Genomic DNA, 15916 nt, shown 5'->3' on the forward strand with positions numbered 1-15916 from the left:
GCATCTTATGTCTAAACAAATTGTTATTCCTGCAGGAACATCCCTACCACTTGCACCCTATGTTCCTGCAACCAAAGCAGACAATATTGTGTATGTCTCAGGCACATTGGCTTTTGATGAAAATAATAATGTGGTCTGTATTGGTGATGCTGCAGGACAAACTCGCCATATTTTAGAAACAATCGAAAAAGTGATTGAAACTGCGGGTGGCACCATGGATGACGTAACGTTCAATTCCATTTTCATTAAAGATTGGGCGGACTATACCGCAGTGAATACGGTATATGCAGAATATTTTCCGGGTGACAAACCTGCTCGCTTTTGTATCCAGTGCGGCTTGGTGAAACCCGATGCCTTAATTGAAATTGCATCGATTGCCCATGTGGGATAAACGATGTCAATGATAAAAACCTTTAGCATCATAACTGATGTGATGTTTTAGCCTCGATTCATTGTGATGATCATGTATCGGGGCTGGAGAGCAATCATGCAAAAAAGAGAAGAGAAACAGGTTTTAACTCCATCTGCTATTCAGCAGGCTCAAACATGCTCAACACATTTAGAAGTAGATCAGCATACTTTTAGACAGGGTATGGCCAATCTTGGAGCAGCAGTGAATGTCATCACGACGGATGGACCTGCTGGGCAAGCTGGTTTTACAGCATCCGCGGTATGTAGCGTAACCGATACGCCACCGACACTATTGGTTTGTCTCAACCGGTCGGCATCAGTGTTTAATACTTTTAAACAAAACGAGGTGCTTTGTGTCAATACACTGGCCGCTCATCAAAGTACGCTATCTACAATATTCGGTGGAAAAACACCAATGCCAGAACGCTTTGCTCATGGGGAATGGAGCAAGCTACTCACTGGTTCTCCAATTTTGAATGAGGCATTGGTGTCATTTGATTGTGAAATTGTACAAAGCATGAGTATCGGGAGTCATGATGTCTTGTTTTGTTCGGTCAAAGCAATGAAACACCAAAGTGGGCTTAATGCACTTATGTACTTCAACCGCAATTATTGCGAATTACAAACAGCATGCTAATGCAGATAAAAAATGAAAAAGAGGATCTGTTATGCGAACAAAAGAATCTTGGTTTCCTAAATTTAAGCCGCACACAGGTAATTTAGAAACTCCCGTACAAATTGATGAATATCTTCCTCCCGGTAAAAGCATTGTTTTGGGGTTACAACATGCTTTTGCTATGTTCGGAGCCACTGTTTTAGCTCCGTTACTCATGGGCTTTGATCCGAACCTCACCATTTTTATTACAGGTATTGGCACTATCTTGTTCTTTTTAATTACTGGTGGACGCATGCCAAGCTACCTTGGATCAAGCTTTGCATTTATTGGTGCAGTCGCTGCCGCCACAGGCTATGCAGGGGTTGGATCAAATCCAAATTTAGCTGTGGCGCTTGGTGGCACAATCATTTGTGGTTTGATTTATGCCTGCATCGGTTTAATTGTCATGAAAACTGGAACTGCATGGATTGAAAAACTCATGCCACCCGTGGTCACTGGTGCAATTGTCATGATTATTGGTTTAAACCTTGCACCTGTAACAATTAAAAGCGTTTCGACAAATAGCTTTGACATGTGGATGGCGGTCATTACCATTTTGTGTATTAGTGCCGTTGCCGTTTTTACAAGAGGTATGGTTCGCCGCCTTCTATTACTTATCGGACTTATCAGCGCTTATTTTATTTATTTCCTACTCACCAATATTTTGGGGTTCGGCAAACCCATCGATTTTAGTGCAATCAGTCAAGCGGCATGGTTTGGTCTACCAACTTTTCATTCACCTGTCTTTGATGCCAAAGCTATTTTATTGATCGCACCTGTTGCGATTATTTTGGTTGCTGAAAACTTAGGGCATTTTAAAGCTGTTTCTGCCATGACAGAACGCAATTTATCTCCATATATGGGACGCGCTTTTTTTGCAGACGGTATCTGTACAAGTTTATCAGCTTCTGTTGGTGGTACAGGTATGACGACTTATGCCGAAAATATTGGCGTGATGGCGGTAACTAAAGTCTATTCCACCACTATTTTTGTGGTTGCGGGACTATTTGCAATTCTACTCGGCCTTTCTCCTAAATTTGGAGCAATCATTAGTACCATCCCTGTTGCTCTATTAGGCGGTGCATCCATTGTTGTCTTTGGCTTAATTACTGTAGCTGGAGCAAAAATCTGGATCGATAACAAAGTTGATTTCACCCAAAATAGTACGTTAATTATTGCAGCAGTCAGCCTGATTATGGGTGCTGGCAATTTAAGTCTACATATTGGGCCATTTGACTTAGGAGGTATTGGAACTGCGACACTTGCAGCAATTGTTCTTAACCTATTACTCAACAGAACAGAAAAATCTCAGAGCCAATCTATTGAAAAGTCAGTAGAACCGCTTAATTCTGTCCCACATCTCTAAGTCTGGAGAAATTCCTTGATTCAAAGTGTTTCATTTATCGGTTTAGGAGCAATGGGATGGCATATGGCTTCCCATTTAACCCAAGTATGTAGCCAAGTCTATGTTTGGAATCGTACTTTCGCAAAAGCTAAGCAACATGAACAAACCTTTGGTACACAAGCTGTAGACCTGACACAAGCTCTACAAGCAGATATTATCTTTTCATGCCTACCGACTAACCAAGATGTAGAAAATTTAATTACGGGTTCTCAACTAAAACAAGGCTGTATTTGGGTAGACTGCACTAGCGGTGTGCCAGAGACGGCAAGAAAACTCAGCCAACAGCTCAAATTAAACGGAGTTGATTATTTAGATGCACCAGTTTCGGGTCAAACGATTGGAGCTGAACGAGGAACTCTCACGGTAATGGTCGGAGGTGACGAGTCTGCTTTTAAAAGAGCAAAACCAATCATTCAAGCGTTTGCTAATTTAGTTGAATATGTCGGCGAAAGTGGTGCTGCCTTTGCAGTAAAAGCCATCAATAACACATTAATGGCAACACATCTTTGGGCGCTAGCAGAAGGATTAAGTATCCTTAAATCTCAAGGCGTAAATTTACATTCCGCAATGAACTGCATTAACCACTCTAGTGGCAAAAGCAATGTTTCAGAACACATCATGATGCAACGTGTTTTAAGCCGCAAATTTGAAAAAACTTTTGCATTAGATTTATTACAAAAGGATATTGGGATTGCACTAAATCTCGTTACTCAAAATAATTTGGAACTTCCAGCTTTTAGTTTTATTCAGCAACAGTTTAATCAGATTTCCAAACCCGATGCACAACAAGTCGATTTTTCAGCCATAGTTAAATTACTGGAACAGCAAAACCAACTAGAGCTATGTTAGTTAAGAGTAGGTCACGTGACCTACTCTTTTATAAGAAAGTAGGTGACTTTATTGATCTGGAATTTCAGCCTCAATCAATAAAGTAAGCAAAGATAGGGATTCTTGCCAACCCAAATAGCAGGCCTCTACAGGAATAACTTCTGGTATTCCTTCTTGCGTAATATGCACTTCTGTACCTACCAATACACTTTTTAAGGTAATAGTCACCTGCATAGTCCCAGGTAAATTTGGGTCATCGAATTGATCGTTGTAGCGAATTAGTTCATTTGGAACTAATTCAACATATGTTCCACCAAAAGCGTGTGTTGAACCTGTCGAAAAATTGGTAAAACTCATTTTGTATGAGCCACCAACATTTGCATCAAAACTATGAACTTTGGCAGTAAAACCATGAGGCGGCAACCACTTTACTAAAGCATCTGGATCTAAAAATGCCCGATAGACTCGCTCGGCTGGAGCCTTAAATACGCGATGAAATTTCACTGTTCCTGTTGCCATCATATTCTCCTTATTTTAATTTCCTTAAAATTATTGAAATTATCGTTATTAGCTTAAACCTTCCGATTTATCCAAACGTATATTTTTGGTGTTTTTTTAAACAAAAAAGCTTTCTTCGAGAGAAAATCAAATTACGAAAACTATGGCTGATTTTTTAGTAAAAATGGAGCAAAATAGTCAACAATCATAAAGAAACATATTGAATTTGAGATTAATCATGAGTCTGCTCGCTTTCTCCTCATATGCTTTAAACGGTGTAGATGCACAAAAGTTTTTACAAGGCCAAGTTACTGTAGATACTGAACGTTTAGCTGAAAATGAAACTCGCTATACAGCTATTTGTGATCTTAAAGGTCGTATTCACTTTGGCTTATGGCTAAAGAAGATTAATCCTGAAAGTTTTGAAATTGTAGTTACTCAAGATCAAGCTGAAGAGTTTGCCAAACATATTAAAAAGTATGGTGCCTTTTCAAAAATGGCCTTAAGTGAACAAGGCATTGTGTTCCCAAAAGTGGTGAATCATCAAACTGAATTCACTACTGCTGAAACTGATATTTCAGAATGGCAAAAACAAGCCATTATGACTGGTCAAGCTTGGATTACACAGGCAACCGAACATGAATTCCAGCCACAAGAATTACGTTTACATCAACGTGAAGGCGTCAATTACGATAAAGGTTGTTATTTAGGTCAGGAAATTGTGGCGCGTCTTTGGTTTAAAGCAAAACCAAAACACTGGTTACATCTGGTTCAGGGTACAGGTGAAGCGCCTGCTTCAGCAACTCAATTAAATAACGACGTTGAAGTCGTCAATAGTATTGCAAATGATCAAGGTTATCTTGCTTTAGTTGTTGCTAAACCTGCTGCTCTACAAGAGTTGGGGCTTCAAGTTCTTGAGTTACCAGAAGCTTTAAGTGGCGACGTAGCAAGACCACAATAATAACTTTTATTAGTTCAAACTGCCCACTGCTAAGTTAGTGGGCTTTTTTATAGATACAAAACACTAATGATTTCATTAGATTAGAACGTCAATTTTTTAAGCTTTATATGCCATCATTAGCCCTGTTGAAATTAAAGAGAAAAAAGATGAAAACTAAACTTGCTACACTCATGTTGAGTCTGGCTATTTTCGGTTCTGCTCATGCTGATGTTAAAACACTTGAACAAAATCTTAAGACGAATTATCCCGATTTGCCTGTAAAAGGTGTTTATCAATCTCCTGTACAAGGCATTTATGAAGTGTATACAAGCGGCCGTATTGTTTATACCAATCAAGATGCTAAATACTTTTTTGTTGGTAATTTAGTCGACATCAAACAACAAAAAAATATGACTGAAGAACGTATTGCCGAATTGGGTAAGATTGACGTTAAAAGCTTGCCATTAAATCAAGCGATTAAGTACGTGAAAGGTAAAGGCGAACGTACAATCTATGTTTTTAGTGACCCTGATTGCCCATATTGCCAGCGCCTAGAAGAAAATATGGCTGGGGTTGATAACGTAACGGTATATGTATTCCTTTATCCTCTCACCAGTTTGCATCCAAATGCTGAAAAAGTTTCAAATCAAATCTGGTGTTCAAAAAATCCAGCAGAAGCTTGGACAAACTATATGCTTAAGCGCAAATTGCCTACTAGTAGCAAGAGTTGCTCAAGCCCAATTCAGAAAAATATCGCTTTAGGTCAAAAACTAAATATCGATGGAACACCTACCCTGTTCTTGCAAGATGGCCAAAGACTTTCTGGCGTACCAACTGATGCCAAGCAAATTGAAGCATTACTCCAATCAGCAAAATAACAATATTACCCACTCCGTTACATGAATGTGAGTGGGTATTTTTCTCCACAATTTGCCCAAAGTGCAGTGCTTTATATACAAATCGGCTGTTTACTTTCAGCAATCAATATTTATGATGAGAAATTGAAACTATTCAATGCATCAATGGAATGATGTAGCTACGAAGTAAAAGGTTAAAAAGAAATGAAGAAATTACTAATCGCAAGCCTAATCACCCTTTCAAGTGCATCAATTTTTGCAGCTGATAACTCAGCAACTGCTGCGAAAACCGATGTTTTTAAACAAGCTGAACAACTCTATGCAGCAAAAAATTACTCCGCTGCATTTCAAGAAATGCAACGCTTAGCCCAATCAGGTAATGCCCAAGCTATCTATAACTTAGGCTATATGACTCAAATGGGCCAAGGTACAGCAAAAGACTCTTCTAAAGCCCTAAAATACTATGAAGACGCTTCAAATAAAGGTTATGCCCAAGCGAGTTACACGCTTGCACAAATTTATGAGACTGGTGAATTAGGCGTTGCCAAAGATAGCAACAAATTCAGTCAATATATTCAAAAGGCATCAGCTCAAGGTTCTGATGATGCAACTGTGAAAATTGCGACGATTTTATTTGCTCAGAAAAAACCGCAGTCACATCAAATTGCGCTTCAAAAATTAGCGCCTTTAATTCGAAAAGGAAACTACCCTGCTATTCAGGTCAAAGCACTCTATGACATTAGCCAAGGTGTTGAGAATAAAAATCCTTTAATGAAACGCCAAGGCATCGAAGCTTTACAGTCAATTGCACAAAAAGGCTATGCACCTGCCTCTATGGCCTTAGCAACCATGATGGCAAACGGCAATATCATTCCGCAAAATCTACCGCAAGCGAAAAAGATCTTTACTGAACTTGCCAATCAAAATGTGCCAAATGCTAAAGAATCGTTAGCTTCGGTTGATAAGATTATTGCAGAAAAGAGCAAACAAGCTGCCAATGCTCCCGCACAGCCAGCACCTAAAAAATAATGAATGATGAGCCCCTTATGGGGCTTTTCTTTTACCACCACAAAGCAATAAGCCCGCTCACCCCAATAAAACCAACAATCGTACTAATCATAAGCGGTGTTAATGCTTTTTCATTTAAGCCATAAGCCTGTCCAAAAATTCCGAAAGCAATCGGCATGGGTAAAGCAGCGATTAATGTTCCTGCATAAAGCATTTCACGACTTACATTTGGAGTTATTAAAAAAAGTGCAAAAATAACAGATGGCATTAGCACAACTTTAAAGATCGCCAACAAAACACTTTCTGTATTTACTGTTGTGATTCCAATACCGACTAGACTTCCGCCAATGGCAAACAAAGCCAAAGGCGAAGCTGTACGCCCAAGTAACTCTAATGATTGATCAAGCGTTGTAGGAAGATTAACATCTAAAAGAATGCATCCCATCCCAACCAAAATAGCGATAATTACAGGATTCTTAAGTAAGTTTAAAAAAGTCTGTTTTAAAAGCGGCAAAAGACTTTGTTGTTGATGTAAACCAGCTTCGGCCAAAATGAGCATCAGTGCCACAATCAATAAATTTTCAATGATGAGTGTTAGAGAAATATAGATGGCAGCGTGATTACCTATCAACATGGTTAAAATAGCTGTTCCCATAAATCCAGTATTGGACATAGATGCGCCCATCGAAATAACGGCGCTGTGGGTTAAGCTATTTTTAAAATATTTTCGATAGAGAAGGAAAGCCAAGAAAAATAAAATTAAGGACCCGCCACCATAAGCAAGAAAATAAGCTGGGTGCCAAATGTCTTGTAAATTTTTATTTGCCAAGGAATGAATTAAAAAAGCCGGTAAGGAAATTTTAATTACGAATGCGCTAAGAGCCCTGATCTGTTCAGGCGTTATCAATTTGATGAGGACACAAACATAGCCCATCAATAGCAATATCAAGATAGGTAAAATAACCTGAAAAACCACTGACCGTCCTCACTTAGCGAAAGAAAAATGGGCAAAGATGACTTTGCCCAATACAATTAAAAAGAGTTAAAAAGCTGCTTTAATCCATGAGGTTGACAACGTAAATACTGAGGTGCAATTTTAACTTCTGCACCTAAAGCTGCTGCTGCATGCCAAGGCCATCTTGGGTCATATAACATTGCACGAGCAAGACCAATAGCATCGGCTTGCTGGTTTTCTAAAATTTGTTCAGCGTGCTCTGGCTCAGTAATTAGCCCTACAGCAATGACTGGAATAGACACATGCTTTTTAACCTGTTCAGCAAAAGGGACTTGGTAGCCCGCCCCAATCGTAATTGATTGATGCTCGTGCAAACCACCACTAGACACATGCACGTAGGCTGCACCCAACTGCTCTAAAGCTTTTGATAAACCCACTGTTGATTCAACATCCCAGTGCTCAATACTTTCTAACCAATCGGTCGCAGACAATCTAACACCTACAGGATAACCTTCTGGTACAGCGAGTTTAATTGCCTGAAGAACCTCAAGGGTCATACGCATGCGGTTTTCTAAAGAACCGCCATATTCATCAGTTCGCTGATTGGCAATTGGCGATAAGAATTGGTGTAATAAATAACCATGCGCCGCATGAATTTCAATCAACTCAAATCCAGCCTCTACCGCACGTTTTGCAGCTGCTGCAAAGTCTTGTTGAACTTGTTTAATCTCAGCAATGGTCAAAGCATGGGGGGCTGCATCATGCACTGAAAAGGTACTTTCACTTGGAGCAACCGTTTGCCAACCATGAGGCTGATCTTTTGCGATCTGACCTTTACCTAACCACGGTTTTTCAGTAGATGCTTTACGACCTGCATGTGCTAACTGAATTCCAAATGGCATTGGTGAAAGTGTATGAACCTTAGCTAACAACGCTTTAATTTGGTCACGTTGCTGATCATTCCACAGTCCAAGGTCAGCATAGCTAATTCGACCTTCAGGCTGTACAGCAGTCGCCTCCACAATACAGAGCCCTGCACCAGACAATGCATAGTTTGCCCATTGCTGTTCATGCCAATACGTAATTTCGCCATCATCTGTTGCCGAATATTGGCACATCGGAGCAATTACAATTCTATTGACCAGTTGTAGTGAACCAAAGTTAACCGTTTCAAATAATTTTGCCATTTTAAATTCCTAGAATTGCTTAATTACACGTAAACCTGCACTCCAGTTACGTCCATCCGCTGGTTCAAAGTAGCGTCCATTACCGTCATTTACGATCACTGAACCTGCATAGTTTTTATCAAATAGGTTATCGACACGGGCAAAGCTATTCACTTTCCAGTCACCCATTACCCATGCATAACCCACATTAGCTGAGGTTACACTGTAGCTTGGCGCTGCGTCACTGTTGGTATCATTCACGTATACTTTATCCATATACTGTACATCTACACCGCCATATAGCCCGTGCGATGGCTGCCAAGCTAAAGAAGCATAAGCTTGGTTTTTGGCAATTCCTGGAATAGCATTGCCTGATGGAATTTGAGCAATACTTCCTAAAGCTGGAATATCAGCATCAAAAGTTGCATCTAAATATGTATAGCTTGCAATCGCTGTTAGATCTCTCCACAACTTTTTATTCCATGCGAACTCTACGCCTTCACGTAAAGTTTTATCTGCATTACGGAATGTTGAACGCCCATTTGAGTTACCTGCAGAAACGATGTCATCGTTGGTCTTAGTTTGAAAAACTGCCAAAGTAAAATCACCTAATTGGTTTTGTGATTTTAAGCCCGTTTCATAGGTATCGCTTGTTGATGCGGTCAAATCAAAATTAAAACCACTTTCTCCATCTGGACGATATGCCATTTCAGTAAAAGTTGGCGTTTCAAATCCTTTGGCATAACTCACATAGGCCATGAGTTCAGGTAAAATTTGCCAGCTTAAAGCAGCAGAAGGTAAAACTTTATTGTAATCAGTCTTACCACTATCGTCGCCATTACTTAAATAGCGATCTTCCGACTTATAGTGGACATTGCTATAACGTACACCTGTATCTAAACGCCATGTTGGTAAGAACTGCCATGAAGCTTGTAAATATGGATCGATATTCCACAAAGTATTGTCTTCATCACGGCGTAACTTACCTTTGACGCCATAATAAGGCTGACCGTTTACTAAATTAAAGTTTTCAAAACCTTTACGATCTTCATCCATTGCATCGAGTGCAACACCAACGCTTAGAGTAGTATTTGGAAGTAACTCTTTACCCGTCCAGCGGAAGTCAGCGCCATAATAATTACGCTCAAAATCAATGACTCCACCAGCATGCTTTGGGCTAGCTTGACCTGAATAAATAGGCTTACCCTCTTCTAGCTTCACTTCACCTTTAGGTATAGATTGATATTGAGTCACTTGGCGATTGCCTAAATATGCCATGGCATAGAGTTCATTTTTATCATTAACAGGCTTAGACCACGTCACACCCGTTTGAGTTTGTTCAATATCTTTACGGACATTAAATTGCTTTAAAAATGGAACTTGTTGTCTTGGGTTAGTATTCCACTGATCATGCGTTAGTCCCTGTGGGTCATCTGCATGGATTTTTACATAATTGGTTATCCAGTTGATTTTGCTACCATCATCAAGGTTCCAACTGAGTTTTGCATTGTTTAATACTTTTTCTGCACCGCTATGTTCTCGGTAACCATCCGTATCGAAATACGATGAACTAATAACATAGCTTGGTTCATTCGCACCCTTTGCCCCGCCTTGTAGCACGAGTCCTGCTCGGCTTTTATCGTGACTGCCTCCCGAATAGCTCAGCTCAATTGAATCTTTCCCTTGCCCTTCTTTAGTAGAAGTTAAAATTGTCCCGCCCGATGAATTTCCATAAAGTGAAGAAAAAGGTCCTGTTAGAACTTCAACATGGTCCAGACTACTTAAATCGATATTAGAGGTTTGGCCTTGTCCATCCGGCATTGTTGCAGGAATACCGTCTACATAAAGGCGAATACCACGGACACCAAAAGTAGAACGTGCACCAAAACCACGCATAGATAACTGTAAATCTTGTGCATAATTTTCACGATTGCGAAGCTGTAAACTCGGTATCCCCTTCACAACTTCGGTTAAATTTACTTGTGAAGAAGTGTCAGCTTGGGGTGCATCTATTCGAAAAACCGAAGCAGGTGTTTGCAAATAGGTTGTATCGGTACGGGTTGCTTCCACATGTAACGTTGGCAATACAGTTACGTCTTGTGTTAAATCTTCTGCCCAAACGAGTGGGCTAGAAATACAGCCCATACTCATCAAAATACAGTGATGAAATCGGTCTAAGCGTAATAAGGACATGCTTATTTCCTTTATTTATATTGTAGTTATGATAACAAAAAGCTGTGTCTTGTCTGGCTATTGAATTCGGTCTGCATTGTTGTAAATCTGGAACACTCTTCATCAATATCTAAAAATTGATTTCCAGATTAGAATTATCGACTCAAAGATGGGTGGTCTTTCCAGCAATATCGTTCAGGCCAATGTTTTGCTTCTTCGGCATAATCAATTCCAATACGTGGCGTCAATACCACTTCTGGCCGCGTTGATGCCGCTTCAATCCATAGTCCAGATTCTTCACCTAAAGTCTGGCCTTTTAAAGATCGATCAATACCCAAGTAGCGCGTCAATTTGCCAGGCCCAGCTAAAAGCTTATATTCTTTTTTGGTTGAAGCACTACTTAAAAATGCTGAGCGAATCATTACCCCTTCAGGGACGCCTTGTGTCTGAGTAATGAGATTGAGCATTTCATACATGCCATAAATTAAATAGACGTAAATTGTCCCACCAGGGCAATACATCACCTCTGTTCGAGCTGTCCGTTTGTCATTGTAACTATGGCAAGCTTTATCACGGACACCCAAATAAGCTTCAGTTTCACTAATTGTACAGCGGATAACTTGGCCATCAGGTTGTCGCTTACACAAAACACAACCTATTAAATCATAAGCCACTTCTGATGTTTCTCGTTGAAACCAGCTTAATGGTAAAATATCTGACATAGTAATCTCTGAAATATTACATACCACACGTTATACTTGATTAATCCAGTATATCTGTTAATTCTGCGAGTTGGCATGCCTGAGTTACCCGAAGTCGAAACAACCAAAACCAGTTTATTTCCCCTATTGAATCAAAAAGTTCTAAGTGTGGAAGTACGCAATCCTAGCTTACGCTGGCCTATACCAGATGATGTTCAAAAACTTGTTGGACAACGCCTTATTGGATTAAATCGACGTTCAAAATATATTTTGGCAGAGTTTGAACAAGATCAAATGCTTTGGCATTTAGGAATGTCTGGAAGCTTTCGTCTGACCGAACCAAATGACGAACTGAGAAAGCATGATCATCTGATTATACAATTTGAAGATCAGCAGTTACGCTACCATGACCCTCGTCGTTTTGGCTGCATTCTTTGGCTTAACCCTGAGACTCAAGGCAAACTGATTGATACTTTGGGACCTGAGCCTTTAAGTGCTGACTTTCACGCAGAATATTTAGCTTCTAAACTTAAAAATAAGGCTGTCGGCATAAAAATTGCACTCATGGATAATCATGTAGTGGTTGGTGTAGGCAATATTTATGCAACTGAGAGCCTGTTTAATGTTGGCATTCACCCTGCACAACCTGCTGGTGATTTAAGCATGCAACAAATTGAGAAACTAGTTGTCGAGATTAAGCGTATTTTAAAGTCGGCAATTGATTTAGGTGGCTCGACTTTACGAGACTACAGCAACGCCATGGGTGAAAATGGTTATTTCCAGCAAACCTTGCTCGCGTATGGTCGTGCAGGAGAAATGTGTGTTAACTGTGAAACCACATTAGAAAATTTGAAACTTGGTCAGCGTGCCAGCGTATTTTGCCCACAGTGCCAACCGCTTAAAAAGCTGAGAAAGCCTTAATTTTTTGGAGGAAGACAACATGCAAACAGCAATTGTCCGACATATTTTAGTCAAAGATAAAGACTTAGCCGAACAGCTAAAAAAGAAGCTACAAAGTGGTGCTGATTTTGCCAAGCTTGCTAAACAATATTCCACCTGTAACTCGGCAAAGCGTGGTGGTGAACTTGGTGAAGTCAAAAAAGGGCAATTAGTGCCTGTTATTGATAAAGTTGTTTTTACAGCTGCCGAACGTGTGTTACAAGGTCCGATCAAAAGTCAGTTTGGTTACCACCTTTTAGAAGTTAAATTCAGAATGGGCAGCTTACGTTGATTCCATTGTTTCAATTATGATTTTGAGAAGCTTGAGCCTGTGCATTCAGTTGATATGTCCAGGCTTTAATATACTCACCTGATTCTAATTTTATATCTGCGATGACACGTTGATATTGAAAACCTTCAAAATCATCTAGCATCTGCCAGTTTTCAGCCAATTTTTCAGTGCTAAATAAATAGCCTTCCACCCAATCAGCTTGTAAATCTAACTCAAGTGCTTTTAAGCCTTTATCTGGCCCCCAGTCTAAAATATGAATCACGCCACGCACACTAGCTTTTGTCCAACTTCCACCGATTTGCTCTAAAATATGAGCATTTGGTTTATTTGGACATAATGTGCCATACACAAAAAGCTGATTCATTAATTTATATCCTTTTAAAATATTCGAAGTTGAACATATCTTTGTTTTGACAATTTTAACAATATCTTTAGCTCAGCATAAAATACTAAATAATAAAAAACGGTACTCTTGGTACCGTTTTTATATCAAATCTGATTAAGGTTGTTTTTTCAACTCATCACGAATTTCACGTAATAATTGAATATCTTCTGGAGTTGCAGCTGGAGCTTCTGGCTCATTTTTATCACGGCGAAGTCTATTTAATAATTTCACCATTAAGAACACAACCCAAGCTAAAATCAGGAAGTTAATTAAAATGGTAAGGAAGTTACCATAAGTTAAAACATTAATACCTGCTTTTTGCAAAGCATCTAAAGATTGTAAATTGTTAGGATTTGCACCTAATACAATAAATTTTTGTGAAAAATCAACACCACCACCAGTAATCACACTAATAATTGGCATGATAATATCTTTTACCAAAGAGTCTACGATTTTGCCAAAAGCACCACCAATAATCACACCGATGGCTAAATCCATCATATTGCCTTTAATGGCAAATTCTTTAAATTCTTGAATAATACTCATCTAAACATCTCCAGATGTCGGGGGCCGAAACACGTCATATTTTTCTTTTTCATTGGCATCTTATCGAATTAGATAGTACTCGCCATGATATTGATAATTTAATATTTTTATCAAAAAAAGAAAGTTATTTCACACTTTAACAACATATTCTCTTACAACAAAAATATGATTTTAAGCCTACTTTAATTTGAAAAATAACGATTAAAAAAACCGCTAAATTAATTTAGCGGTTTTTTCTTTTTCATTTAAGAAAAATTATTTATCACGGTTACGTTTACGTTCATTTTCAGTCAAGTAACGCTTACGGATACGGATTGATTTAGGTGTTACTTCTACTAACTCGTCATCTTCAATGAATTCAAGCGCTTGTTCAAGCGTATATTCAATTGCAGGTACTAAAGTTAAAGCATCATCTGTACCAGATGCACGAACGTTAGTTAATTGTTTCGCTTTAGTCGGGTTTACAACCATATCGTCTGAACGAGAGTTAATACCCACGATCATACCTTCGTAAACTTCTAACTGTGGTTTAGCGAACAAACGACCACGGTCTTGTAAGCTGAACAATGCATAGCCCAAGCAAGTACCTTGAACCATAGAGATCAATACACCGTTTTGACGTTTCGCAACAGTACCTTGTTTAACAGGACCATAATGCGAGAAGCTTGAAGTCATGATCCCTGTACCAGAAGTCATGGTCAAGAATTCAGAACGGAAACCAATCAAACCACGTGAAGGTACAGTTGCTTCAATACGGATACGGCCTTTACCGTCAACTTCCATATTGGTCATCTCGCCTTTACGGTGACCCATTTGTTCCATTACAGCACCTTGATGCTGTTCTTCAACGTCAAAAGTTACGTTTTCGTAAGGCTCTTGTCTTTCACCATCAATTTCTTTGATGATTACTTGTGGACGAGATACGCCCATTTCGAAGCCTTCACGACGCATGTTTTCAATTAAAACTGAAAGATGAAGTTCACCACGGCCAGATACTTTGAAACGGTCTGGACTGTCAGTGTCTTCAACACGTAACGCTACGTTATGAATTAATTCGCGGTCAAGACGTTCACGGATATTACGTGAAGTTACGAATTTACCTTCTTTACCAGCAAACGGAGAGTTGTTTACTTGGAAAGTCATAGATACTGTAGGTTCATCTACAGATAAAGCTGGTAATGCTTCAACATTTTTCGGATCACAAATCGTGTCAGAAATGTTAAGTGCGTCGATACCAGTAATACATACGATATCACCAGCAGATGCTGATTCAACATCGATACGCTCTAAACCATGGTAACCCATGATTTTTAAGATACGGCCGTTACGTGTATTGCCTTCTTTGTCAATTACAGTAACAGGAGTATTTAATTTTACTGAACCACGTTGAATACGACCAACACCGATAACACCTACGAAGCTGTTATAGTCAAGTGATGAAATCTGCATTTGGAATGGACCATCAACATCAACTGCTGGTGGTTCAACGATATCTACAATCGTTTCGAACAACGGAGTCATGTCTTCTGCAAGTTCTTCAGGAGCAGGACCCGCTACACCACGTAGACCTGATGCATAAACGATTGGGAAATCTAATTGCTCATCAGTTGCACCAAGGTTATCAAATAGATCAAATACTTGATCAATAACCCAATCTGGACGTGCACTTGGTTTGTCTACTTTGTTAATAATAACAATTGGTTTTAAACCGCGAGCAAAGGCTTTTTGTGTCACAAAACGAGTTTGTGGCATTGGACCTTCTTGAGAGTCAACTAAAAGTAATACGCAGTCAACCATCGACATTACACGTTCTACTTCACCACCGAAGTCGGCGTGTCCCGGGGTGTCCACGATGTTGATACGGTAAGTTGTATCAGTACGTTTATCTAACCAAGTAATAGAAGTGTTCTTTGCAAGAATGGTAATACCACGTTCACTTTCAAGCGCATTTGAGTCCATGACACGCTCAATCTCGCCTGCTCGGTCACCGAGAGCACCTGATTGCTGAAGTAGTTTATCGACAAGTGTGGTTTTCCCGTGGTCGACGTGCGCAATAATTGCGATATTACGGAGATTTTTGATATCTGACATGAAAATTCGAAACGCCTGAAATTTGAGGGCAAATTATACAGAAAAACACTACTCTTGAGTAGTGACA

Annotated in this window: 18 protein-coding genes; 10 read left to right on the plus strand and 8 right to left on the minus strand. The window is 39.5% G+C overall.

The features are described 5' to 3' along the window. Positions 1-7 precede the first annotated feature (7 nt). From rutC to AWW73_RS15350, 4 genes are all read left to right on the plus strand, one after another. The gene (gene rutC, locus AWW73_RS15335; protein WP_062850081.1) at positions 8-391 is read left to right on the plus strand and encodes a pyrimidine utilization protein C; all 384 of its coding nucleotides are present in this window, start codon (positions 8-10) and stop codon (positions 389-391) included. A 66-nt stretch (positions 392-457) separates the two neighbouring features. Next, positions 458-1048, plus strand: coding sequence for an NADH-dependent FMN reductase RutF (rutF, locus tag AWW73_RS15340; protein ID WP_081409654.1), 591 nt, complete (start codon positions 458-460; stop codon positions 1046-1048). 31 nt (positions 1049-1079) lie between these two features. Further along, positions 1080-2432, plus strand: coding sequence for a pyrimidine utilization transport protein G (gene rutG, locus AWW73_RS15345; RefSeq protein ID WP_062850083.1), 1353 nt, complete (start codon positions 1080-1082; stop codon positions 2430-2432). A 15-nt stretch (positions 2433-2447) separates the two neighbouring features. Beyond that, positions 2448-3320, plus strand: coding sequence for an NAD(P)-dependent oxidoreductase (locus tag AWW73_RS15350; protein ID WP_081409655.1), 873 nt, complete (start codon positions 2448-2450; stop codon positions 3318-3320). A gap of 48 nt (positions 3321-3368) precedes the next feature. Here the strand turns inward: AWW73_RS15350 and AWW73_RS15355 are convergent, their stop codons facing one another. Further along, the gene (locus tag AWW73_RS15355) at positions 3369-3821 is read right to left on the minus strand and encodes an SRPBCC family protein (RefSeq protein ID WP_014207573.1); all 453 of its coding nucleotides are present in this window, start codon (positions 3819-3821) and stop codon (positions 3369-3371) included. Positions 3822-3859: 38 nt separating this feature from the next. On the opposite strand from AWW73_RS15355, the gene AWW73_RS18825 reads away from it, so the two are divergent. The 4 genes from AWW73_RS18825 (at position 3860) to AWW73_RS15370 (ending at position 6623) form a co-directional block, all read left to right on the plus strand. Next, positions 3860-3976, plus strand: coding sequence for a hypothetical protein (locus AWW73_RS18825; RefSeq protein WP_081033588.1), 117 nt, complete (start codon positions 3860-3862; stop codon positions 3974-3976). 59 nt (positions 3977-4035) lie between these two features. Further along, positions 4036-4758, plus strand: a complete 723-nt coding sequence (ygfZ, locus tag AWW73_RS15360; protein ID WP_062850084.1) for a CAF17-like 4Fe-4S cluster assembly/insertion protein YgfZ — start codon at positions 4036-4038, stop codon at positions 4756-4758. Positions 4759-4904: 146 nt separating this feature from the next. Next, positions 4905-5615 (plus strand): DsbC family protein, encoded by a 711-nt coding sequence (locus AWW73_RS15365; RefSeq protein WP_062850085.1) that lies wholly within the window; start codon positions 4905-4907, stop codon positions 5613-5615. 183 nt (positions 5616-5798) lie between these two features. Further along, a complete protein-coding gene (locus AWW73_RS15370) occupies positions 5799-6623 on the plus strand; it encodes a tetratricopeptide repeat protein (protein WP_031949243.1) in 825 nt (274 codons plus the stop codon). Positions 6624-6654: 31 nt separating this feature from the next. Here AWW73_RS15370 and AWW73_RS15375 read toward each other — a convergent pair whose 3' ends face one another. From AWW73_RS15375 to AWW73_RS15390, 4 genes are all read right to left on the minus strand, one after another. Beyond that, complete coding sequence (locus tag AWW73_RS15375; protein ID WP_062850086.1) at positions 6655-7578, minus strand: AEC family transporter; 924 nt, start codon at positions 7576-7578, stop codon at positions 6655-6657. A 56-nt stretch (positions 7579-7634) separates the two neighbouring features. Beyond that, positions 7635-8744, minus strand: coding sequence for an NADH:flavin oxidoreductase/NADH oxidase (locus tag AWW73_RS15380; RefSeq protein ID WP_062850087.1), 1110 nt, complete (start codon positions 8742-8744; stop codon positions 7635-7637). 9 nt (positions 8745-8753) lie between these two features. Further along, a complete protein-coding gene (locus AWW73_RS15385) occupies positions 8754-10916 on the minus strand; it encodes a TonB-dependent receptor family protein (protein WP_062850088.1) in 2163 nt (720 codons plus the stop codon). 134 nt (positions 10917-11050) lie between these two features. Then, a complete protein-coding gene (locus AWW73_RS15390; RefSeq protein ID WP_062850089.1) occupies positions 11051-11617 on the minus strand; it encodes a DNA-3-methyladenine glycosylase in 567 nt (188 codons plus the stop codon). 75 nt (positions 11618-11692) lie between these two features. Here AWW73_RS15390 and mutM point away from each other — a divergent pair, with 75 nt between their 5' ends. Beyond that, positions 11693-12517, plus strand: coding sequence for a bifunctional DNA-formamidopyrimidine glycosylase/DNA-(apurinic or apyrimidinic site) lyase (gene mutM, locus AWW73_RS15395; protein ID WP_062850090.1), 825 nt, complete (start codon positions 11693-11695; stop codon positions 12515-12517). Positions 12518-12536: 19 nt separating this feature from the next. Then, entirely contained in the window at positions 12537-12827 is a 291-nt protein-coding gene (locus tag AWW73_RS15400) for a peptidylprolyl isomerase (RefSeq protein ID WP_002051379.1), read from the plus strand. 10 nt (positions 12828-12837) lie between these two features. Here AWW73_RS15400 and AWW73_RS15405 read toward each other — a convergent pair whose 3' ends face one another. The 3 genes from AWW73_RS15405 to typA all read right to left on the minus strand — a co-directional run bounded on the left by AWW73_RS15405 (position 12838) and on the right by typA (position 15849). Further along, positions 12838-13191 (minus strand): gamma-glutamylcyclotransferase family protein, encoded by a 354-nt coding sequence (locus AWW73_RS15405; RefSeq protein ID WP_031949249.1) that lies wholly within the window; start codon positions 13189-13191, stop codon positions 12838-12840. Between the two features lie 135 nt (positions 13192-13326). Continuing rightward, positions 13327-13758 carry a large conductance mechanosensitive channel protein MscL gene (mscL, locus tag AWW73_RS15410; RefSeq protein ID WP_016143427.1) on the minus strand — a complete coding sequence of 144 codons (432 nt, stop codon included), beginning with the start codon at positions 13756-13758 and terminating at the stop codon, positions 13327-13329. 255 nt (positions 13759-14013) lie between these two features. Then, the gene (gene typA / locus AWW73_RS15415) at positions 14014-15849 is read right to left on the minus strand and encodes a translational GTPase TypA (protein ID WP_031949250.1); all 1836 of its coding nucleotides are present in this window, start codon (positions 15847-15849) and stop codon (positions 14014-14016) included. Positions 15850-15916: the final 67 nt, after the last annotated feature.

Source organism: Acinetobacter lactucae, from assembly GCF_001605885.1.
GTDB classification, from domain to species: domain Bacteria; phylum Pseudomonadota; class Gammaproteobacteria; order Pseudomonadales; family Moraxellaceae; genus Acinetobacter; species Acinetobacter lactucae.